We start from the raw sequence: 23,491 nt of genomic DNA, 5'->3' as shown, positions 1-23,491 counted from the left end.
TATGTGCAACAGTTTGGCCCGTCTACCGCACGCGCAATATTGATGGGCCAAAACACTAAAAATTAAGGCTGCTGACGGGTCGCTGCAATTTGAATTTCTCGGATACACACTTGCTGAGGTTGCGCTTGAATAAACAGCGCGGTGCGCGCAATATCATCGGCAAGCAAAGCGCCGCCCATCGTTTGCTTCCACTCCTCATAGCCGTCTTTAATTTCATCGGACGTTGTATGACTGAGTAACTCAGTTTCGACGGCTCCTGGGCATACATTACTCACCCGCACGCCAAAGTCCGCAACCTCTTCTCGCACGTTTTCGCTGATAGCAGACACCGCAAACTTAGTGCCGCAATATGCGGCATGGTTTGGAAACGTTTTCTTACCCGCAATTGAACTGATATTGATAATGGTACCGCTGCGTCGCGCTTTCATCGGTGCAAGCACGGGTTGCATGGTGTGCATCAGTGCTAACACATTGACGTCAAACATTTTGTGCCACTCATTGCTGTCTTGATTATCTATTTGGCCAAGCAACATCACACCCGCATTATTAATGAGGCACTCAACTGGGCCATACGTTGCTTCAGCGAGTTTTAGGGCCTGCTCAAATGCAGTGCGGTCTGTCACATCAACTTGTGCACAAAGACAGTTAGGTAAATTTAGCGCCGTTAATCTCTCGACACGTCTAGCAACTAATAATAACGGGTAGCCTGCTTCGCTAAAACGCTTAGCTATCGCCTCACCAATGCCCGAACTTGCACCTGTAATAACCACTAACTTTTTCATACTGACCTCTTTGACTATGCCTGTTTCTTATAAAGAAGTTTGCTTGACGACGGATAAACCTGAGCTTGTCTACTCAAATAAATATCGTCCCTCAAACTTAGGAGAGTATTTTAAGGCAGTCGTTATTGATGATATATACAGCCAAATTCACATCACTGTTTACAAATAATGACTAATGGTTATGATTTAAACATGCTCACAGTTGGTCAATGGTATGAGAAAAGCAGTAAATTACGCGGATATAAACAGCTTTTTGGTATTGGTAGAAGAAGGCAGCTTTACAAACGCGGCTGAAAAGCTGCAATGTTCACGCTCACAAGTTTCTAAACAACTCTCTCAACTTGAGGCCAATTTAGGCGTAAGCCTGCTCGTTAGAACAACCCGAACACAGCATTTAACCTCCTCCGGTCAGGTATTTTATGCGCAGTGTAAACGCGCATTTGTCGGCATAGACAAAGCGATAGACAATACCATTGAGGCAACGAGTCGCCTTTCTGGTGAAATTAAAATTAATTGTGTTGGCGGCTTTATTGGCGAGAATATAGTTGGCCCGCTTGTCGCGGACTTTATGCAGCAACATCCCGAAGTCACCGTTAACCTTGATTTTAGTAGCCGAAGAGTCGATCTCATTGCTGGTGAATTCGATTTTGTATTTCGGATGGGGGAACTCACCGACTCCGCCTTGATAGCCAGAAAGCTGATGGACCTCACTATTGGCACATACGCCAGCCCTGAATATATTGAGCTATACGGCAAACCCGAGCACCCTAAAAATCTCATAACACATAAGTGCATCACCGGTAGCATGAAAACATGGGCGTTTACAAATACACAAGCGCTCGAGACACAAGAGGTCAACATCAAAGGCGACCTGACGTGTAAAAATGGCAGAGTGATGCTCTATTCAGCCATACGAGGGAATGGCATTATCCGCATACCAGAAATTTACTGCTCGACTGAAATCAAAGAAGGTAAACTGCTACCCGTGTTTGAACATTGGCAGCCAAGGCCCTCTCCACTGTATCTTGTTTACTTACAAGATAAGCGCCCGCCTTCAAGAGTGACGGCGTTCAAGGAGTTCGTCTTAAACAACTTTGTACATTACGCTGCTTGCTGATCACCGAAAAATGCCAGCAAGGTTGCTTGCTGGCATTTACGCACAGGGGAATATCTGTGACGGAGCACGGCGCTCTAATAAGTCACTAAAGGGTGTAACTCAGCCCCAAGCTAAAGCTGCGCCCTGTGATTGGATAGGTGCTGCCACCAGAGCTTGTGCCAGGGTGACCTAACCAATCCTTATCCATCACATTGTTTACGTTAAAATAAACCTCAAAGTCATCATTTAAGTAATAACCGACACGCAAATGATGAAGAACAGACGTTGGCAAAACATGTTGCTCGTAGTCTTCAGCTGTAACATCCCTTCTATATAAGACAGAATGTACGTAATTGGTTTTCCAACGCACCGATAAGTCATTTAGACTGTATTTTGCGACAAAGCTGCCTTTCCATTCAGGCGTGCCAGAGGCGCCTGCATATTCAAAGACGGTTTCTCCCTCTAACGGAGAGTCGACAAAAGTAGAGTTGATAATCCGTGTTGCATAAGCACTCAACTGCAGGTTGCCGTAACCTCCTAACTTCCACGGGTAGTAAACGCCGACATCCACACCTCGGCGAGAAAGTAGGTTCGCGTTCACCCAAGTATCATTAATATTGGTGATATTGCCATCTGCTGCGCGTGTAACCTGCGCACAAAAGCCATTATTAATGGTTGCAGAGTCAACACACATTTCTGCGGTATCGAATGCACCAAATCGCGCAATACCACCATTCAGATCAATATCAAAGTAGTCCACGGTCAAACTTAAGTCTTCAACAAAGCTTGGTGTGAACACCAAGCCAACTGTTTTTGTGTAAGCCGTTTCAACTTCTAATTGCGCGTTGCCAGATACGGTAACATCCACACCGGTTGTGACATTCGTCGCGGCATTGAAATCCGCAGGCAAGCCCAAAGCCTGACAATTGGCTTTACGGATCGCTTGTTTGTCTGTCGATATGGTATCGATTTCCGTTGCATCACACGGATCATCGCCGCGAATAAAGGTAATCGAACTAGGACTCAATAGCTCGGTTAACTGAGGTGCTCTCACGGCTTTTGATTTAACTGCGCGCAGACGAAGATCATCGGTGACAGCCCAGTTGATCCCTAACTTCCAGCTATCCGTTGTACCCGCATAGGTATAGTTCGCCTTACGATAGGCGGTTTCAATATCAAGCTGTTTCACCGCTGGCGCATCAGACAATACAGGCACAACCAATTCAACATATGCCTCTTTCACCGTACGGTCCACGTCGTTGTTCTGGCTTTTCTTGTTCCGGTTCAACCCCAATAATATGGTTTCTGACAAGTTAACTTCCATGCCTTCTTTGCGTATTTCGACACCGGTTGCAAAAGAGAGGTAACCCGCCGGTAAATCAAGAATGTCACCCGTAATATTTGCCGAGAATGTATGCTGCGAGATCACCCGCTCATCGGTGAAAGGGTCCAAGCGCAAGTAGTCCACCACCTCTTTACTCAAAGGCATAAAGGGGTTGAATTCAGGACAGTTGGGTTCACATTCTCCAATCAATGTGTAGCCGCCGTCGTACCGTTCACTGTTGATACGATTCAATGACGTCGCTTGAGAGGTTGTTTGGCCGCTTGCGACGTATGCGTCCCACACCCAGCCATTCTCCAATTCTCCTTCAAAAGACAATGATGCACCAAAATACTCTCTCTCGGTATCGGTGGTGCGATTGCCAAAGTCATTAAACGTATAAGGAATGGCAATCCAGTTTGAACCCGTATCCGCTTGTTTTACCGTATCGATAACTTGCTGCGGCACGGTAAATGGCGCATCGGTGATATCTATCCAACCCTTGTTACTAAAGATAAACTCAGGATCGAGCTGGGTAGTCGCACTGACTTTGCTATATGACACACTGCCCGTCATGTAGATGTCAGCCGGCAATTCATAGTTGCCCGTCACATAGGCACTGTGGCGCTGATATGGCTGAATGGGTTCTGTCGGGCCTGCGCTGGAATACAAATTAGGGTTTAAATCGTGAGACTGCTTGTAATATGAATGTAACTCGGAGTCTAAAATGGCGAGATACCCTTCTCCCAATTGACCGTCGTCCTGACGTTGAAATTGATAATAGTTGTAGGTTTTATCAATCATAAAGGTTGGACGATCGGGCGTAATGTTATAGTCCGACCAACCCACGTTATTTAAAATAATGTTTCTTGGATTGTCGCCATCTGGGTTACGAATATAACTTGTCTGCCCTCTAGCACCTTTACGGTCGACAACCCTTAGGTTCTCTTGATTAAAGAAATCGACGCTCATCATAATGTTGCCCCCATCGATTTCTTTACCATAGGTTAATGTCAGGCTTTGTGATTCGGCATCTCCTCGCTCGGACGTACCCGCTTGCGCATCCACAGTAAAATCATTGTAGCTTTCTTTTAAAATGACATTGATCACGCCAGCAACTGCATCTGAGCCATAAATTGACGAAGCCCCACCGGTGAGTATCTCCACTCGTTCAATAAGTCTTGCGGGAATATTGCTGACGTCAGTGACCAACAAGCCACTGCTATCTACCGTTTGCGCCGGGCGGCGACCATTAATCAGCACCAAGGTACGAATTTCACCAAGCCCCCTCAAATCAGGAACTGACAAGCCAGCGTTGGCGGGATTGTAGGCATTGTCTGTAGATTCAATCCCCTGCGCAAACTGCGGTAATGTCGCAAGTACATCACCCACATTCAGGTTGCCACCGACGTTCAGTTCATCAGAGCTTATCACCATAACGGGTGCAACGGTGGTCATGCCTTGTCTTAAGATCCGACTTCCCGTAACCGATATTTTCTCAATTTTTTCGTCATCAGCGCCACTTTCCTGCGCAAATGAATATTGTGACATGCCCAAAGCGCTACTAATCGCAATGCCCAAGATGGTTTTTCTTATAAATGTATTTCGCATTTTATTCCCACCTCCAAACTGGCTGGAGGCTCCCCTTGTTGATGTAATGAAATTTGTTACATTTTGATGAAGCAAAACAAGAATGTATAAAATATACAATTATGACAAGTACAAAAATTAAACGCATAAAAAATACCAATGCACCAAGATGAATGTAATTTCGGTACTTTGAGGATATAGCGGATAAAAAATCAATCCATGCAGGTATCTATGCAAATAGGAGCGTTCCTATTTAGTGTATAACATTTAAGTATATGTTAATTTATTTTGGTTATAAAAAACACATTACAAATTAAAAATGAAGTGAAAACCCCTTTTAATATATGACAAAATTTAAAAGTATGTACTTACACACTAGAATAATTGAAGGTATGGTAATAATCTACCCAGAGATGTGAGAACGCTTTAATTGTGAGAAACCAAGCCATTATTTAATTTATTTCAAGAAGCTTTTTACTCACCTCTCGACAACATAAAATGTGAAAAACAAGCCGCTATGATTAAATGCTCGGACACCCCTGCCCAAGCCAAAAAACAAAAAGGTATAAATTATGCAGATTGCAGTATTCGAACTACACAAGCGAGATAGTCAAGATCTGTTATAAGACTTAAAAAGTCAGGGAAAGTTTTTTTAGTACAAAGTATTCTCTTGATAAGGCATGAACTTGAAAGGAGTGTTCAACCTGACACTCCGGTTATGGAAAACAAAACAGGGCTTACGCCAAAGTAGATTATTCTGTACTTAAGACCAGCCAGCTTTAAACCTCTGACACAAAGCACACAACGAGTGTGTAGCGACGCTTATTAAACTAACACACCTGCCCACATGCCCAGCCGCTTGACCAGGCGTATTGGAAGTTGTACCCGCCAAGCCAGCCGGTGACTTCGGTCACCTCACCAATAAAGTAGAGGCCTTTGGCTTTTTTCGCTTCAAAAGTTTTGGAACTCAGTTCATCACTGTTAACGCCGCCTAATGTGACCTCGGCGGTACGATAGCCTTCGGTGCCATTAGGTTTGATTTGCCAGTGGCTTAATGTGTTAGCGATGGTGTCAATCTCGCCATGAGAAAGCTGGTTAGCGGGTTTATCTGGTACCGTATTTTCTGCGATTAATACCTCAACAAAACGCTTAGGGAGTAGTTGACCCAGTAAGTTTTTCACTGACTTTTGCCCTTGATTTTGGCGCCAATCATGTAATAGCGCTGCAATGTCCGTATCTGGCAGCAAGTTGATGCTCACAGCTTGCCCCGCTTCCCAAAATGAGGAGATCTGTAAAATAGCCGGACCGGATAGGCCTCGGTGTGTAAATAAGATGTTTTCTCTAAATTGTGTGCCATCGTCGCTGGTCACTAAGCTGTCTACACTGATCCCAGAAAGCCCTTCAAAACGCGCTTTGTCATGATCGTGCAGCGTAAAAGGCACCAGTGCAGCGGTGGTAGGTAGTAACTGTAAGCCAAATTGCTCCGCAATTTTATACCCAATTGGAGATGCGCCCAACTTTGGCATAGTGAGTCCGCCAGACGCCACGACCAAAGATTCGCAGGTAAAAGTATGATCAGACGTTGTGACTATATATGTACCTTGCTCATCAGAGGACACTTTAAGTACTTCGTTACGCAAGAAAACTTCGACCCCTGCCCATTCACATTCAGTCATCAGAATATCCACAATGTCTTGTGCGCTGTTGTCACAAAAGAGCTGGCCAAGCGTTTTATGGTGATAGGCAAGCCCATGACGGTCAACCAACTCAATAAAGTCATGTTGGGTGTAGCGACTTAAACTGGACTTCACAAAGTGGGGATTTGCGCATAGGTAGTTTTCTGGGCTGGCATTTTCATTGGTAAAATTGCAACGCCCACCGCCACTAATGAGAATTTTTCTTCCCACTTTTTTACCCATATCAACGACGGCCACCTTACGTCCACGATAGCCCGCTTGTGCCGCACACATTAGTCCGGCCGCACCAGCACCGATGATCACTACGTCATATTGCAACATTGTATACTCTGAAACGAAAAACTTATGTCGTGATTATAACTATTTTTAAGCTTAAGGGGGAGTTTATAGTTCAAAAGACAATCAAAAAGACATAGTTTTATCACTTTTTAGAATATGAGATAAATCATTTACAATCGTTTACATTATGAAATAGTTTATTCTTTAACCAGGAATATTTTGATAAAATGTAATAAAAACATAATGATAATGAAATAATAAAGACTTTCATCCATCCCCTTATAACCAAAACAATAGTGTAAATAACAAAACAATACTTTCACACAAATCACACCAAGTTTACTTTTGTTAACCTCTTGGCGATAAAGGTTGCCAAGATAACAACAAGTAAAACAAGGGTAAAAAAGATGACAACAAGAAATTTTAAATTAGCTGCTCTTTCTATGGCAGTAACAGGACTACTTTCTGCAAACGCAGCAATGGCATTGCCAGAGCTGGCAAACATGCAAGCAGAACAATTTGGTCCTAGCGTGCCTAGCCAAGCACAACTCGCAGAAAAACTAGAATCACAAAGCGGGTTTGGCACTCAGTTCATCATCAAGTATAAAAATAACAACAATGACATTATGTCGCTTTCAAGCGCTGATATGTCACCAGCAATGATGAACACACGCGCTCGTAGTTTCGTGAAAGGCTTTAACAGTAAACGTGCATCAGCGAAAGCACAGTATGTTCGTCCAATGGCACTTTCAAATCACCACGTAATGCGTGCAGACAAAAAGCTAAGCGCAGCTGAAACACAACAGTTCATGCAAGACATGATTGCATCAGGTAACGTTGAACACATCGAAGTTGACCAAATGTTACAACCATTTGCGACACCAAACGATCCTAGCTACAGCTCACAGTGGCATTACTTTGAAGCAGCGGGCGGTATCAACGCACCGGCAGCGTGGGACAAAGCAACAGGTAGTGGCGTTGTAGTTGCGGTACTAGATACAGGTTACCGTCCACATGCTGATTTAAACCCGAACATCCTACAAGGTTACGATATGATCTCTAACCTATCTGTAGCAAATGATGGTGGCGGTCGTGATAGCGATGCACGTGACCCTGGTGATGCGACAACGCGTGGTGAGTGTGGTACAGATAGCCTAGGTAGACCAGTACCGAGCAGTGACAGAAGTTCAAGCTGGCACGGTACACACGTTGCAGGTACCGTTGCAGCAGTAACAAATAACGGTGAAGGTGTTGCGGGTGTTGCGTACGACTCTAAAGTTGTACCGGTACGTGTACTAGGTAAATGTGGTGGTTTAACCTCTGATATTGCAGACGGCATCATCTGGGCATCAGGTGGTTCTGTATCTGGTGTACCTGCAAACGCAAACCCAGCTGACGTAATCAACATGAGTTTAGGTGGCGGTGGTGCATGTAGCTCTACAACACAAAGTGCAATCAACCAAGCACGTGCTAACGGCACAGTGGTTGTCATCGCAGCAGGTAACGATAACGACAATGCAAACAACTATAACCCTGGTAACTGTGCTGGCGTAGTTAACGTGGCATCAGTTGGTCGTAACGGTGGCCGTGCGTACTACTCAAACTATGGTTCTTCAATCGATGTTGCAGCACCTGGTGGCGCACAAGGTTTCGCGAACGACCCTGAAGGTATTCTTTCAACTTACAATGCGGGTTCAACAACACCGACTACTGACAGCTACTCGTACTCGCAAGGTACTTCAATGGCTGCACCTCATGTAGCGGGTATTGCGGCACTCATTAAGCAAGCGAAACCAACTGCAACGCCAGATGAAATCGAAACAATTCTAAAAGATACGACTCGTAGTTTCCCTGCGACATGTACTAACTGTGGTACTGGTATTGTAGATGCAAGTGCTGCGGTAGATATGGCACTGGGTAACGGTAACACAAACCCAGGTGACAACGCGCTTGTTGATGGTGAAGCGAAAACAGGCCTAAGCGGTGCGAGAAACTCTGAAGCATTCTTCACGTTTGAAACACCTGCAAATGCAAGCAAAATCACCTTCACAATGAGCGGTGGTACAGGTGATGCGGACCTACACGTAAGAGCGGGTGCTAAACCTACAACGTCAACTTACGACTGTCGTCCTTACGAAAGTGGTAACAACGAAGTATGTACAATCGACAACCCATCAGGTACTTACCATGTAATGATGCGCGGTTATTCAGCATACAGCGGTGTAAGTCTTGTTGCTAACGCAGAAACTTCTGGTACTGCACAACCAGGTGGCCTTACAGAAAACAACCTTTCAGCGTCTACAGGTAGCTGGAGCCGTCACCAATTAACTGTTCCTGCTGGCATGTCTAGCCTTACAGTTAAAATCTCTGGTGGCTCAGGTGATGCTGACCTTTATGTTAACCCAGGCGCTGCACCGTCTACTTCAACATACCAATGTCGTCCTTACGAAAGTGGTAACGTTGAAACATGTACTATCACAAACCCAGCAGCAGGTGTTTGGCACTTCGGTGTAAGAGCGTACCGCACTTTCTCAGGTGTGACACTAGACGCACAATACAAGTAATCCCCTACAACTTGCAGTAAATGTGGGGCCGGACATCGTTCGGCCCCTTTTTTTATCCAAATTCAGTTAGGTCTGTTTAAGTAGTTACAAGACACCGCGATAAAGTCCACACTGTGCGGCGTTTTCTTTTACCCTACATAAAAAAAGACCAAACAAACGTTTGGCCTTTCGCTTACTCTCACGTTAATACTGTTGTTTACAAACCTAAGCTGTCTCTGATCTGCGCCATTTGTTGCTCTAAGCTTTGTTGAATTTGTTGAATTTGCTGGTTTGAACTGCTGACCTGTTGCTTCATGGACGCCATGGAACTGCTGAAGCTGTCCACCAGCTCGGTTTGTTGATTTGATAAAGCCATCGCATCTGCTGCGACTTGGCTTGCACCTTGTGCCCGCTCTGCCACGCCTTCAGAGTTGCGCTTCAGTTCCTGTGCATGTTCTGTTTGCTGTTGAGCTTCAGAGGCCAGCGCGCTGATCTGATTCGACACTTTACTTGAATTGTCACTCAAAATGTTCAGTTGTTCATTGATATCGGTGAGTGAGTCTTGAGTTTGACGTGCTAATTTTCTCACTTCATCGGCCACGACTGCAAACCCTCTTCCATGCTCGCCCGCTCGCGCCGACTCAATCGCAGCATTTAATGCCAATAGATTAGTTTGCTCCGCAATGGTGTGGATCATTTCAATAACTTTACCCACATCTTCAACACCGACTAATAGTTCGTTCAAACTGATTAACCCCTGCTCTACACGTTGCTGCGTACTCGAACTCGCTTTCAGCATAGACTCTGCAAAACCTACACTCTGCGTCATCGCATTGTAAGTATCACTGGCGTTGTCTGCGACTTGTTGGTTAATATGACTTGCCTCGCCGCCGATCACTTTAATCTCTTCGAGTTGTGTTTGATTGTGTTCAACCTGCTCATAGGTATTTTCAGATTGATGACCAATACTGGCTAAATTACGATTCATACCTTGCATAAAATCGTTGATCACTTGCAGCATTTGCTCACGCTCTTGCGCTTCGGTGCGTTGCCTTTCAATGAGTTGATTAAAGTACTGAGCAATTTCACCCACTTCAGTGTTGGCACGTTTACATTTAATCTGTTTAAGCTCATTGCTTTCAATCAAGAACGCAAAGCCGTCACGCAAATTGCGAAGTGGGGTCAGTACTTGGCTAAACTGAACCCAATACATACCACCTGCTAGCAAGACCAACAAGCCAATGGCCACACCAAAAATCGTAAACACTTGAGATTTAACTGCCACTTGCTGATTCTTGAGCAGTTCGCCGGCTTCTAACATCAATGCGGATAGCTGCTTGATGTCATCTCTCAATGCGGTGATTCCCTGTTGTCGCTGCTGCGCTTGGACGAGGGTGTTTTGTAAGTCGCGACTGAATCGATTGGGCCAACTGGTCAGCTCAGCTTTTATTTCTTGCGCTAAATCTTCCGGCTCCTCTCCCAAAAATAGCTCATCTTCATCGACTTCACTCATCACCCCCAAGTCTTCAAGGCGCGCTATTTGTCGTGCCAAGTCTTGCAGTCGACTCAGTGATTGATTAAGACTTTGCTGGGTTGTATTGTCATAGTGCAATACTAACTGGTAGGTATAGATACTTAAATTAGTCGTCTCAAAATAATAATCAGAGGCCAACGAATAGTAACGCGCGCTCAATGTATGCCCATTTGCCTCTGCCACATAATTCATTAGTGAAGAAGCTGAACCCGCCATTTGTCTCAAGGCATTATCAAGCAGCGCCAGTTCATTACCAGACAACTTACCCAAAGCCCGATACTTGCCCTGTATATCCGCATCTAGCTCATCGAGCTGTTGCGTCATCATCGACATGGTATCTGAGGATATTTTAGACAAGTGAACACGTTTAATGGTGCTGATCTGCTCACTTGCCTGGTTTAAATATTGGCTGTCTCCTGCACTTAAATAGTCTTCGATGGTGCCAGCGAGATCAATCAACACCGTATTTTTTAACTGCGTATACGCACTGTCCTGTTGATCCAACTTGCTAAATACTTGGCTTGCCCAAAATAAAGTTACCGCAAGAATGATACTGGCTGTTGCTAATAAAATAGCAAGCAACCGGGTGAAAGACGAAACACGCATATGTACTACAGGCCTTATCAGTTGATTTCGGCGCTAGACTATTAATGTTTTATGACAATTTAATGTAAATTGTACATTTACTGTTCACCCAAGTGAAAAAGCATACTTTTTACGTATGCTTTTTGTGTACAACTTTGACAGTTTTTTGAAGCTTTAATGCTGATAAGGTGAATTTTTTTACTTTTTAGCCCAATGTCACTATTTCATGGCAGCATTCACATAGACATCGAAACGGTTTTTCTTGGTGGTGATCTGCATGCTTGGTGTCTTTGCGTTCAAAAACGGGGCGTAGTCAGGTCGCTTTACAACCACGCGTTTTGTGGCCAGCTCAGTCGCAAATGGTAGCAAGGCATCGGCATCTTCATCAGCCCCTACGAGCGACTGAAACACGCGCATTTCTTTTTTAACTTGTGCTGACTTTTCTCGATGGGGAAACATCGGGTCCAAATACACAACATCAGGTTTTGACGCTGCATTAGACGCCGCCTGTTCGAGTAAGTCATGGCTAGAACCGAATGCAATGGACATATTGGCTTTCATCCAATCGCCAATTTCTGAGTCTTGGTAGGCCCGTTGTAATCCATCATACAAAAGCGCCGCAACCACTGGGTGCCTTTCATGCATTCGTACTTTGCACCCCAGCGATGCCAGCACAAACGCATCTCGACCAAGCCCAGCTGTTGCATCTAGTACAACAGGAGTCACCCCCTTATTCAAGCCAACAGCTTTGGCAATCGCTTGCCCTTTACCACCGCCAAACTTGCGCCTATGCGCACTGGCACCGGTCACAAAATCCACACGAATTGCGCCAAGTTTAGGCTCATCCTTTTTAAACAGCTGCAAGCCATCTTCATCATAAACAAGACGAAAATCATTATCGAGTTCAATCAATGTGTCGAGTTTAAAACGCTGAGTTAACTCATCGAGGTAAGCGCGGTTTTCAGTAAATGGCGTATGAATGTACAACTGCAGACTCCTGTTGTTTAAGCCTGCAGAGTATAACGTTTAATAAGATAAAAAAGAACGCATCAACACCATGATGTTAAAAAAGCTCAATATCCGTTTGTGCTGGGACTTCTTCCTCGCCCCAAGGTTTTGCCATCTGATTAAGGCTTTGAATAAGCTCCTGACGAACTTGGGTGATCTCTGAGAGTTTAAATCGGATAATGGAAAACTCATCGTTTACAAAAGCAAAGTGCTCACACAAACTTTCCATCGACGCTTTGTAATCGTCACCTAACGCTTCTTTAACGGCATCTTGTTTTACAAATGCTTCCAGCTCAGACACTTTATTACCATATACCTCGCCGATACAGCTAAGCTGCTCGCTAAGCTGTGCAAAAGCGAGACCGATCTCTTCCACTTTATTTAGCGCAACTTCACTCACTTCCATATCTTTAATTTTGGCATTCGTTGCTTCTAGAATATGTGGCAATAAATCTTTAAACCGCCCGTACAACGCAGGATCGTCTGTGGGCATATTTTTGATCAACAACGATACTTTAGGGTAATTAATGATCGTGCGCCGGCCAAAGTCAACAAAGCGGCTGCCATCTTTATTGGTTTCCAATAGCTCTTGCTCAATGGGTTGTATCGCTCCCTCTTGAGAAAAAAACACGGCATGGTTGTGATACCAAAACGCCAAAGCAACCTCTAAGTTAAGGGGCGTGAAAAACTCCAAGAAGTAGTCTGATAGCGTATTTAAGTCATGAGCGTGATAAGACTGGCCGACATAGCGCATGATACGCCCCATATCACCGGAGTCTGTCATCGCAATTTCAGCAGTAATTTGCGCGCGCTGCATGTCTTGCTTTAAGGCCACCGATTGGCGTCGATAATCGTCTAGCACTTTAATACGCGCAAGTAACTCAGAGCCCTCAAAAGGCTTAACGATATAGTCTGCGGCTCCCGCGTTGTAGCCACGCATACGCTCACTGATGTCACCTTTGGAAGACAAAAACATCACAGGAATATCAGCGGTATGTTCCCCGCCTTTTAACCGTTCACACACTTCAAACCCAGACATGCCGGGCATTTCAACGTCAAGTAAGATAATATCTGGTTGATACTTTATCGCCAACCTTAAGCCTTGTTCACCATTTTTAGCATGGATCAATTTACAGTTTTGAGATAGTGACTGCTCGATAACATGGTGGATCAGCTTGTCATCGTCAATGGCAAGCACTAAGTTGGTCATATGGCTTTCCCTACAAGATCAGGTCTTTACCAAAGCATAGACGGTACTGCTTATTTTGCGAGTGCAAAAACAACAAAGCGCCCACTTGGGCGCCTTGTGCATTAACAAAACGACAAGCCTCGATTAAGCTGCTTTACCTATTCCACTGTGGCGCAGTAACGCATCCACTTTGGGAGCGCGGCCTCTAAAACGCTGAAATAGCGCCATAGGCTCTTCAGCGCCACCCATTTCTAAAATATTTTCCATGAACGCCCTACCCGTTTGCGCATTAAAAATCCCTTCTTCTTCGAAGCGAGAAAATGCATCGGCAGACAATACTTCGGCCCACTTATACGAATAGTAACCAGCACTGTACCCTCCAGCAAAAATATGGCTGAACGCATGTTGGAAACGATTAAATTCAGGTGCTTTAATCACTGCAACCTGTTCACGTACTGTATTTAACGTCGCTTGTATTTGGCAAGATTCTGACGGGGTGTAATCCGCATGAATATGGAAATCAAATAGCGAAAATTCAATTTGTCTAAGCATTTGCATTGCTGACTGGTAGTTCTTTGCTGCAAGTAGCTTATCTAATAGCGTTTTTGGCAGTGCCTCACCCTGTTCATAGTGGCCAGAAATAAAGCTTAATGCATCTTCTTCGTAACACCAATTTTCTAAAAATTGACTCGGCAATTCAACAGCATCCCATGCAACCCCATTGATACCCGCCACGGCCGGTGCGTCTACTTGGGTCAACATATGGTGAATACCATGACCAAACTCATGGAACAACGTTGTTACCTCGTTATGTGTAAACAAAGCAGGCTTATCACCTACAGCTTTATTGAAATTACACACAAGGTATGCAACCGGCGTTTGCAGTGCCCCCTCAACCGTAATTCGGCGCCCTCTGCAGGTATCCATCCACGCACCACCTCGCTTGTGCTCACGAGCATACAAGTCTAAATAGAAATTGCCACGCAACGTCCCTTGTCGATCGTGAATAGCAAAGAAACGGACATCTTCATGGTAGGTATCAAAGTCATTGACTTCCGTCACAGAGATGCCAAACAAACGTTTCACGGTCTCAAACAGCCCACTGAGTACTTTATCTGCCGGGAAATAAGGGCGTAGTAGCTCATCTGAAATGGCGTATTTAGCCTGTTTAAGCTTCTCGCCATAATAGCCGTAGTCCCATGCTTCAAGTTGAGTAACGTCATGCTGCTCTTTGGCAAACGCTTGCAGCTCGGCAAGCTCTGTTTGCGCTTGTGATTTTGAAGCTTTCGCTAAATCCCCCAAAAACTCAAACACTTGTGCTGGAGACTCGGCCATTTTGGTCGCCAATGATTTTTCGGCATAACTCTCAAAGCCCAATAACTGTGCAATTTCATGACGTAGTGCAAGCGATTCAGTCATCAGTGCAGAGTTATCAAATTCATTGGCATTTGGACCTTGATCGGATGCACGTGTCACAAAAGCACGATACATTTGTTCACGCAGTTCACGGTTATCAGCATACGTCATAATGGGCAGATAAGACGGAATGTCTAAGGTAAACACCCACCCCTCTAACGATTTGCTTTGGGCTGTGTGCGCAGCCAATGCCAATGCCGACTCAGGTAAGCCACTCAATTCACTTTCATCGCGAATGTGCAGATGCCAAGCTTGAGTCGCATCCATGACATTATTACCAAATTTAGCACCCAGTTCAGACAATCTGGCACTGATTTCACCGTAACGTTTTTGACCCGCGTCATCCAATGCAATACCTGATAGTTTGAAATCTCTAAGTGCATTGGTTATGGTCTTTTGCTGCGCACTGGAGAGGCTTGCAAACTCACTGCTTTGGTGTAACGCGAGGTAGCCGCTATATAGTCCTTGATGCTGACCAGCATATGTCGAATACTCGGAAATAAGCGGCAGACATTCATCATATGCCTTTCTCAGTTCCTCATTATTCACAACTGAGTGCATATGAGAGACTGGAGACCACATTCTCGACAGTTTATCGTCTGCTTCCTCAAGAGGTAGAACAAAGTTTTCCCATGTAAATTGCTGCTGCACCACGACACTCTCTATCGTCTCTCGGCAGTGCTCTATGGCCGCTTTTAATGCAGGAACAATATGCTCAGGCTTGATTTGTGAAAATGGCGGTAAGCCTTCTAAGCCAATTAATGGGTTGCTCATAGTGTCTCTCTTCAATTTTTATTTCCTAATTAAACTTGAAATAGGGGCTAATAGCGCAAATACAAGTAAAACTTACTAACCTAGTTGAAAGTTATGACGTATTTAGCCTGTCATATAAGACTAGTTCAGCGAATTCAGAAGAGGAAAAATTATGGCTCAACATTTTGACTACATTGCCATTGGTGGTGGCAGTGGCGGCATCGCATCGGCTAACCGTGCGGCAATGCGTGGCGCAAAAGTCGCACTTGTCGAAGCAAAGCATATGGGTGGCACGTGTGTGAACGTAGGATGTGTACCTAAAAAGGTAATGTGGCATGGGGCTCAAGTCGCTGAAGCCATTAAACTATATGCACCAGACTACGGCTTTGATGTTGAGCTTAAAAACTTTAACTGGGCTAAATTAGTCGAAAGTCGTGAAGCTTATATTGGCCGTATTCATCAGGGTTACAATAAATACCTTGCCAGTAATGGCGTCACGGTGATCAATGGTTTTGCCAAGTTCATTGATAATAAAACCATTGAAGTCAATGGCGAGCAATATACTGCAGACCATATTTGTATTGCCGTAGGTGGTCGCCCGAGTATTCCAAACATTCCAGGCGCGGAATACGGCATCGACTCAAATGGCTTCTTTGAACTAAACGAACAGCCACGCCGCGTTGCTGTTATTGGCGCAGGCTACATCGCTGTTGAATTAGCTGGTGTACTGCACAGTTTAGGTACTGAGACCCACTTGTTTGTGCGTAAACATGCGCCATTGCGTAATTTTGACCCTATGGTCGTTGAAACACTGACTGAAGTGATGGAAAAAGAAGGGCCGAGCTTACATACCCATGCAACACCTAAGGAGCTTATCAAAGAAGAAGATGGCTCGGTGACTCTGCATCTTGAAAACGGTGAGTCACATACTGTAGATCAGGTCATTTGGGCAATCGGCCGTGAACCTGTTACAGATAGAATCAATTTGGCTGCAACGGATGTTGAAACCACAGACAAGGGCTATGTCAAAGTTGACGAGTGGCAAAATACCTCCGTGTCTGGTATTTATGCGCTTGGTGATATCATGGAAGGCGGTATCGAGTTAACGCCTGTGGCTGTCAAAGCCGGTCGTATGCTTGCTGAGCGTCTATTCAACCCAGAATTACCGAATGCCAAAATGGACTACAGTCTTGTACCAACAGTCGTATTCAGTCATCCACCCATTGGGACCATTGGACTTACTGAGCCACAAGCGATTGCAGAGTATGGTGAGGACAACGTTAAAGTGTACAACTCAACTTTCGCAGCCATGTACACGGCAGTGACTCAACACCGTCAACCTTGTCGAATGAAGCTCGTTTGCGCGGGCCCAGATGAGAAAATCGTGGGACTTCACGGTATTGGTTTCGCCGTTGATGAAATGATCCAAGGTTTTGGTGTTGCGATGAAAATGGGCGCAACCAAAGCCGACTTTGACTCTGTCGTGGCGATTCACCCAACAGGCTCTGAAGAGTTTGTGACTATGCGCTAAGCGTTTTTATCGATGGACTAACACTCATGCTTAGTCCATCTCGTCGTAGCTGACAGCAACCTCTGCTTTGGTTGGTCCCATTGGACGCGCCTTGCGCATAATTCAACGCCCTTCTTCAATGCCAAGCCATTTACGCTGACATCATAAAGCACATATTCTATTTCTAAAATGCGCCAAATTAGACAAATCAACCTGTGGACACAATACTCATACATAGGTTGGATTAATTTTAAGCGTTATGAAAGTACAGTGGTTGACTATTTTCTTGTGCCTGTGGGTAATGAGCGAGCATGCCAACGCACAAAATGTGAGACATAAATTACTGGTATCAATGCACCCCCTTGACCCGTTTATCATAACTGAACAAGGGGAAGTACAAAGCGGGTTTGTCGTCGATATTTTCGAAGAGTTACAACGGATCAATGGCCGTAAGCACTCCGTTCAAATCAGTTCCTTTGCTCGCGGGATCAAAATGTTAGAAAAAGGCTCCAAAGTCGTACGCGCGCAATATCGGCAAACCACAGTGTATCATCGAGCGCACTTAATTGTCGCCCAAACCCCAGCCAGGTTCGCTCGATTTAAATGGGTCGGACCGTTTTTATTTGATGGTCCGGTACTCTATCAAAGATCAAAAGATACCAGAGAATTTAATAGTCTGGAGGATGTGAAACAGAACGAAGCCACCTGCATTACCCAACACAGAGTGAGGGACACTGAACTCTATACTCAACACCAAATCCCATTTCATGAAACGCAAAGCCAAGAGCGTGCAATACAACTACTATTGCAACCAAAAAGCCGCTTCGATTGCACTATGTTGTCGGTCATGAATACGCGAGAAGTGCTCAGTGCGGCAGGACATCCCTTGTCACACCTCAAGGCCATGAATATTACATTGCCCGCACATGGCTTATATATGGCATTTTCGCTCGATACCCCAGACCATATTATTGCGCAGTGGCAATTGGCACTGGACCAACTCAACCAAACCAATAAACGACTCGAAATTATTCAACGTTATGCGCCCTTTTATACGCAAAAACTCGAGGAGCAGCTACGAGAATCTGCACGTGCAGCACTTCAGGTTGTCGCTGAGAATAAATAACCATCACAAAATTAGTTTCAACTAAAACTATTTAAGTCACCACAAGGACGCCACTCCATGCGTTTTACAGCCCACCTCCTTCTTAAAGCCAATAGCGGCTTTATCTCTGCGTGGCAAAAAGTTACACTACTAAATGTTAGAGCTCTAAAAATACTGGCGCTTTATATATCACAATAAGCAAGCAACCACTCTCCCATAAAGACGGGAAACCAGTCGCTGCTTAGGTGCGATGGCGTCAATTCAAATTAATTTGTGATCTAAAAGATTGAGTTTCATTATGAACAAAGACAACTCGTCTCTAAACTTACCTGTATTCTATACTTCGTCGGCCATGGTACTGGCATTGGTCATTTTTGCTGTACTCAGCCCTTCGACGGCATCGTCTATCTTCTCTGTCACCCAGTCAGCCATCACCCAAAATGCAAGCTGGTTTTTCGTTTTAACGGTGGCCATTATTTTGGGTCTGGTACTGTATTTGAGCATATCTCGCTTTGGTGAGATAAAGCTTGGACCGGACCACTCCGATCCCGACTATAGCTTCTCTACTTGGCTTGCAATGCTGTTTGCTGCGGGTATGGGAATAGGCTTGATGTTTTTTGGTGTGGCAGAACCGGTTATGCACTTTGTTTCCCCTCCTTCCCAAGAAGCCAGCTCTCTCGAAGCAATCAAAGAAGCCATGAAGATCACATTTTTTCATTGGGGTTTTCACGCATGGGCCATTTATGCCATTGTTGCTATGATCCTTGCTTACTTTAGCTATCGGCACAGCCTCCCCCTCACGCTGCGGTCAGCGTTGTACCCGATCATTGGTGATAAAATAAATGGCTGGGCCGGGCATGCCGTTGATATTTTTGCTGTCGTTGGCACGGTGTTTGGTGTCGCAACCTCACTTGGGTTAGGCGCTGCACAGGTCAACTCTGGGTTGGCTTACCTATTTTCTATTGAGATAAGCACACTCAACCAAGTATTGATCATGGTTACGATTACAACACTGGCATCCATTTCCGTAGCAACTGGGCTAGACAAAGGCATTAAAATTTTATCTCAGACCAATATGATCTTAGCCGTGGTGCTTTTGGGCTTAATCTTTTTGATTGGTCCAAGTGTGTTTTTACTGCAAGCTTATGTTCAGAATGTGGGTGAATACCTCTCTGACATCGTATCAACGACCTTCAATTTATTTGCCTATGAAAAGAAAGACTGGATAGGTGGCTGGACGATTTTTTATTGGGGTTGGTGGCTCGCCTGGGCGCCCTTTGTAGGACTCTTTATCGCGCGTATTTCTAAGGGACGTACTATTCGCGAGTTTGTGATTGGCGTCACATGCATTCCCACAGCTTTTACGCTGTTATGGATGACGATTTTTGGCAACTCTGCGCTGGCGATGATTTTTGAGCAAGGGCTTACCAATATTTCACAAATGGTGAGTAATAACTCAGCAGTTGCTTTATTCGTATTTTTAGAAAACTACCCGCTATCACAGTTCTTAATTGGTCTTTCGATTATTATGATTGTGGTATTTTTTGTGACGTCATGCGACTCGGGGGCGATGGTCATTGATATGCTGTGTTCAAATGGCAACAACAATACCCCATTGTGGCAGCGGTTATTTTGGTCCATCGGTGTTGGCGTCGTCGCAGCAGCGCTGAGCCTTGCTGGTGGTTTAGACGCTCTACAAACCCTCACGATTGTGAGTGCCCTACCGTTTTCTGTGGTGTTATTGATTGCCTGTTATGGCCTGATCAAAGCACTTCGAATCGACGATACCAAACGTAGCGCACAAACGATGCCAATGACTTTTGAAAATCAGGTCAATGACGAACAAACTTGGCAAGAAAGTCTCGCGTTACTCATTGCCACACCAGCTAAAGGGAAAGTAGATAAATTCATCTTAAAAGAAGTTAAACCCGCATTGAAAAAAATCAGAGATGAATTTGACAACAACCAAGTGGATGCTGAAGTGACAGTGAAAAACTCCGCCATTGTGTTAACTGTGCATCATGGTGATGAGCACGATTTTATATATGGTGTCTATAAAAACAAACGCTTACAACCCGACTTTACGCAGAGCGATGTAACCGACAATGATTCATATTATTGTGCAGAAGTGTATTTAAGTGAAGGTGGGCAAAATTACGACATTATGGGCTGGTCAGAGACAGCCATAATCAATGACGTATTATCTCAGTATCAGAAACATCTACACTTTTTAAATGTGCTACGCGAGTAGCACATTGGGTTATTTGCCAGATTCATTTTGGCTCATTGGTGCAATTTCTAAAACGGGTGCCGCGTCGAGTTCATTTGCATCCATCATTGTCGCTATACGCTGCATCGACGACAGCAATAGAGATTGCTCCCATGCCTCTAACTCACAAAAGTTTTGAATGAAATGTTCCTGTAGCGGTTGTGGCGCATCGATCAATAAACTTTTGCCCTGTTGAGACAAAAACAAACTCACGCGCCTTTTATCTTGCGAACTGCGTACACGCTCAACGAGGTTTCTACTCTCTAAGCGATCAAGAATATTTGTCACTGTCGCCGCACTTAAATTGACATTTTTTGCGATTTGACTAGCTGTCACCCCTTTTACTCGAGCTATTTCTTGCATAATAAGCAGCTGCGGTCCAGTCAAGCCCGACGACTTATTTAACTGCTTTGAATGTAAATCTATGGCGCGAATTACTTTTCTTATCGACACCAAGAGTTCTTCGTACTTTTCCATTTTTGTTTGACCAGTAAATACAACGACAAGCGCAGTATAATCACATTTAATCAGTTGAGCTATAAATCAGCACTGTCAAGATGCAAACCGCGTGCTGTTGGCGCTGTAAGCTTATCCAAAAAGATATACAGCATGCCGTTCATGTGTGTGTAATCTTGATTCAATAATGCATCTGGCGTTTGAACGAAAGGCTGTTGGTCAGCTTGGCTAAAATCTTCATGGTCACTAAGCTGCTGAACCAAGTCAGTATTGAACTCCATATGACATTGAAAACCAAACACCCTATCTTGATATTGAATAATTTGCCTTGGACAACCTTCGCTGTAAGCCAAGACACTCGCCTCTGATGTGAGACCTGGCATGTCACTATGCCAGTGCGCCACCTCTAACGTATCACCAAAATGACTGACAAGCGGATGTGTGCTTGCCGCCGCAGTTAAGTGGATTGGATATTTACCTATCTCTCTTTCAGGGCTTGATTGGTGGGGAGCCCCCAGCGCTTCACCGATCAACTGAGCCCCCAAACACACACCAATCACAAACTTGCCCGCTTCAATACATTGCAAGATCAAAGCCTGTTCAGCTTTTGAGTCGAAGTGCGCACATTGCGCGACTGTCGTTGCCGGGCTTTGCGGTCCACCCATGACCACCAGCATATCAAGTCCATTGGCATTACTTGGTAGTGTGTCTCCTTGATATAGACGAGAATAACTTACTTGATGCTGCGCCTGCCATGCCCATAATTCAAAGGCACCCGGCGCCTCAAAATGTTCATGAATGACAAAATGAAGATGCATATCTAACCCACCCTTTTTAAATAAATATAAGGTCATCGTATAACAATTTGCATTGGCTTAGTTTAAGCTATAAGACATAAAATATATAAAATCCGCCATGCATGGACGCCAATACACTTATCGCTAACAATGCGCAAAAACCTCTGGTCGCGAAAACCATCAACATGCCAGCTGGCTACATCGATGACTATCACCAGCACAGTTGGCATCAAATAATTTTTCCAGTTGCTGGATTATTGCAATCGGATATAGAACGCCACAGTGTGGTGCTCCCACACAATGCACTACTATACATCCCAGCAGGTATCTGTCATAAATCCGTGGCTATCACCCATACCGAGTTTGTCGCATTGTATTTAAACCCCGCAGCTCAACCCCCCTTTGATCACTCACCAAAGTCATGTTTGGTCACGCCATTCCTTAAGGAACTGGTGCTGCTGTTGCTCAACACAGCTGAACATACCGATAGTGAAGCTACCTCGAATTTATTACGTGTGTTAAATGATCAAGTTAAGGCCGCTTTACACTATGAAATCCCGCTATTATTACCAACCGACCGGCGCATTCAGGCAATTTTTGAGGCGTTGATTAAAGCGCCTTCAACACGCTTGACCTTGGCCCAATGGGCAACGCACGTAGGTGCTTCTGAACGCACCTTGAGTCGTTTATTTGCGAAAGAATTCAATCGCTCATTCAGTGCATGGCGTCAACATTTAAGGCTGGTATTGTCTTTGGAGCTGCTCACCACGCGCCGCTCAATAAATGACATCGCTTTAAGCCTCGGCTTTGCATCGGATGCCGCTTATATTCAAGCTTTTAAATCTCTCTTTATGAGTACACCACATAGGTACCGTCACTCTGAACTTCAAACAAAAGTGACTCATTGTCTCTGAGAAGGTTAGTACCCGACCGTAAATTTTTGTGCCAAAAATTGCGGAGACTGCGCCTCATCGAGTAACGCCACGGCAAAGTCTTGCCAAGAAATATGCGACTTACCTTGTTTGTCAATGAGTAACTCTCCATTGCTGACTCTAAATTGGCCAGTGCGCCTCCCTGGGCCAATTAATGCAGCAGGGCTCATATAGGTCCAATTTTGATTACTGTGTGAAACACAGTGCTGATATTGCTCAAAACAAGCTTGTGCGATGGCTTTCCACGGTTTGGGAACGAATGACTCGTCATCAAGCACCAACCGGCCTCCGCTGTTGGGTACCGTTAGGCACGCCGCGCCACCAACAAGCAGCAATCGAGTCCGCGTTTCTAAAAGCCCATTCAATAAAGTGTCTGCAATAGTGACCAATTGTTGCTCTTGGCCCGCTGCGGGTCTGGTTGCACTTATCACAAGGTCTTGACCTCGGCTCAACCGAATGACATCTGCAATATTGTTTACGTCTCCTACCACGGTGTGTGCAGCGCAGGGTAACTGGGCCGCTTTCATTGCGCCACGCGTCACGGCCACCACATGATGACCACGCTTAAGCGCCTCTGACACCACCACTTGGCCGATGTTTCCTGTCGCACCAAAAACTGTAATACGCAT

16 protein-coding genes are annotated in these 23,491 nt (G+C 44.9%); 6 read left to right on the top strand and 10 right to left on the bottom strand.

The genetic code is table 11. The features are described 5' to 3' along the window. Nucleotides 1-62 precede the first annotated feature (62 nt). Entirely contained in the window at nucleotides 63-782 is a 720-nt protein-coding gene (locus tag L1286_RS05225; RefSeq protein ID WP_235405847.1) for an SDR family oxidoreductase, read from the bottom strand. Between the two features lie 214 nt (nucleotides 783-996). Here L1286_RS05225 and L1286_RS05220 point away from each other — a divergent pair, with 214 nt between their 5' ends. Continuing rightward, entirely contained in the window at nucleotides 997-1,899 is a 903-nt protein-coding gene (locus L1286_RS05220) for a LysR family transcriptional regulator (protein WP_235405846.1), read from the top strand. An 85-nt stretch (nucleotides 1,900-1,984) separates the two neighbouring features. Here the strand turns inward: L1286_RS05220 and L1286_RS05215 are convergent, their stop codons facing one another. Beyond that, entirely contained in the window at nucleotides 1,985-4,810 is a 2,826-nt protein-coding gene (locus tag L1286_RS05215; RefSeq protein WP_235405845.1) for a TonB-dependent receptor plug domain-containing protein, read from the bottom strand. An 809-nt stretch (nucleotides 4,811-5,619) separates the two neighbouring features. Next, the gene (locus L1286_RS05210; protein ID WP_235405844.1) at nucleotides 5,620-6,807 is read right to left on the bottom strand and encodes an NAD(P)/FAD-dependent oxidoreductase; all 1,188 of its coding nucleotides are present in this window, start codon (nucleotides 6,805-6,807) and stop codon (nucleotides 5,620-5,622) included. A 365-nt stretch (nucleotides 6,808-7,172) separates the two neighbouring features. Between L1286_RS05210 and L1286_RS05205 the strand changes: the two genes are divergently transcribed. Next, entirely contained in the window at nucleotides 7,173-9,329 is a 2,157-nt protein-coding gene (locus L1286_RS05205) for a S8 family peptidase (RefSeq protein ID WP_235405843.1), read from the top strand. Between the two features lie 196 nt (nucleotides 9,330-9,525). Here the strand turns inward: L1286_RS05205 and L1286_RS05200 are convergent, their stop codons facing one another. The 4 genes from L1286_RS05200 to prlC form a co-directional block, all read right to left on the bottom strand. Further along, nucleotides 9,526-11,448 carry a methyl-accepting chemotaxis protein gene (locus tag L1286_RS05200; RefSeq protein ID WP_235405842.1) on the bottom strand — a complete coding sequence of 641 codons (1,923 nt, stop codon included), beginning with the start codon at nucleotides 11,446-11,448 and terminating at the stop codon, nucleotides 9,526-9,528. Nucleotides 11,449-11,646: 198 nt separating this feature from the next. Continuing rightward, complete coding sequence (locus L1286_RS05195) at nucleotides 11,647-12,414, bottom strand: class I SAM-dependent methyltransferase (RefSeq protein WP_235405841.1); 768 nt, start codon at nucleotides 12,412-12,414, stop codon at nucleotides 11,647-11,649. Nucleotides 12,415-12,490: 76 nt separating this feature from the next. Next, complete coding sequence (locus L1286_RS05190; RefSeq protein WP_235405840.1) at nucleotides 12,491-13,645, bottom strand: response regulator transcription factor; 1,155 nt, start codon at nucleotides 13,643-13,645, stop codon at nucleotides 12,491-12,493. Nucleotides 13,646-13,768: 123 nt separating this feature from the next. Next, on the bottom strand, nucleotides 13,769-15,814 hold the full coding sequence (prlC, locus tag L1286_RS05185) for an oligopeptidase A (protein WP_235405839.1): 2,046 nt from the start codon (nucleotides 15,812-15,814) through the stop codon (nucleotides 13,769-13,771). Between the two features lie 151 nt (nucleotides 15,815-15,965). Between prlC and gorA the strand changes: the two genes are divergently transcribed. The 3 genes from gorA to L1286_RS05170 all read left to right on the top strand — a co-directional run bounded on the left by gorA (nucleotide 15,966) and on the right by L1286_RS05170 (nucleotide 20,659). Continuing rightward, nucleotides 15,966-17,324, top strand: a complete 1,359-nt coding sequence (gene gorA, locus L1286_RS05180) for a glutathione-disulfide reductase (protein WP_235405838.1) — start codon at nucleotides 15,966-15,968, stop codon at nucleotides 17,322-17,324. Nucleotides 17,325-17,562: 238 nt separating this feature from the next. Further along, nucleotides 17,563-18,429, top strand: coding sequence for a substrate-binding periplasmic protein (locus L1286_RS05175; protein WP_235405837.1), 867 nt, complete (start codon nucleotides 17,563-17,565; stop codon nucleotides 18,427-18,429). 277 nt (nucleotides 18,430-18,706) lie between these two features. After that, nucleotides 18,707-20,659: a BCCT family transporter gene (locus tag L1286_RS05170; protein WP_235405836.1), complete on the top strand. Its 1,953-nt coding sequence runs from the start codon at nucleotides 18,707-18,709 to the stop codon at nucleotides 20,657-20,659. 9 nt (nucleotides 20,660-20,668) lie between these two features. Here the strand turns inward: L1286_RS05170 and L1286_RS05165 are convergent, their stop codons facing one another. Both L1286_RS05165 and L1286_RS05160 read right to left on the bottom strand, forming a co-directional pair. Then, on the bottom strand, nucleotides 20,669-21,154 hold the full coding sequence (locus tag L1286_RS05165) for a MarR family winged helix-turn-helix transcriptional regulator (RefSeq protein WP_235405835.1): 486 nt from the start codon (nucleotides 21,152-21,154) through the stop codon (nucleotides 20,669-20,671). 59 nt (nucleotides 21,155-21,213) lie between these two features. Then, nucleotides 21,214-21,951 carry a glutamine amidotransferase-related protein gene (locus L1286_RS05160; protein WP_235405834.1) on the bottom strand — a complete coding sequence of 246 codons (738 nt, stop codon included), beginning with the start codon at nucleotides 21,949-21,951 and terminating at the stop codon, nucleotides 21,214-21,216. Nucleotides 21,952-22,052: 101 nt separating this feature from the next. On the opposite strand from L1286_RS05160, the gene L1286_RS05155 reads away from it, so the two are divergent. Continuing rightward, entirely contained in the window at nucleotides 22,053-22,844 is a 792-nt protein-coding gene (locus tag L1286_RS05155; RefSeq protein WP_235405833.1) for an AraC family transcriptional regulator, read from the top strand. 5 nt (nucleotides 22,845-22,849) lie between these two features. Here the strand turns inward: L1286_RS05155 and L1286_RS05150 are convergent, their stop codons facing one another. Then, nucleotides 22,850-23,491, bottom strand: a complete 642-nt coding sequence (locus L1286_RS05150; protein WP_235405832.1) for an NAD(P)-dependent oxidoreductase — start codon at nucleotides 23,489-23,491, stop codon at nucleotides 22,850-22,852.

Source organism: Pseudoalteromonas sp. SMS1 (assembly GCF_021530565.1).
In the GTDB taxonomy this organism is placed as follows: Bacteria; Pseudomonadota; Gammaproteobacteria; order Enterobacterales; family Alteromonadaceae; genus Pseudoalteromonas.
The sequence above is the reverse complement of the archived record's forward strand: the minus strand, read 5'-3'. Positions and strand labels throughout refer to the sequence as shown.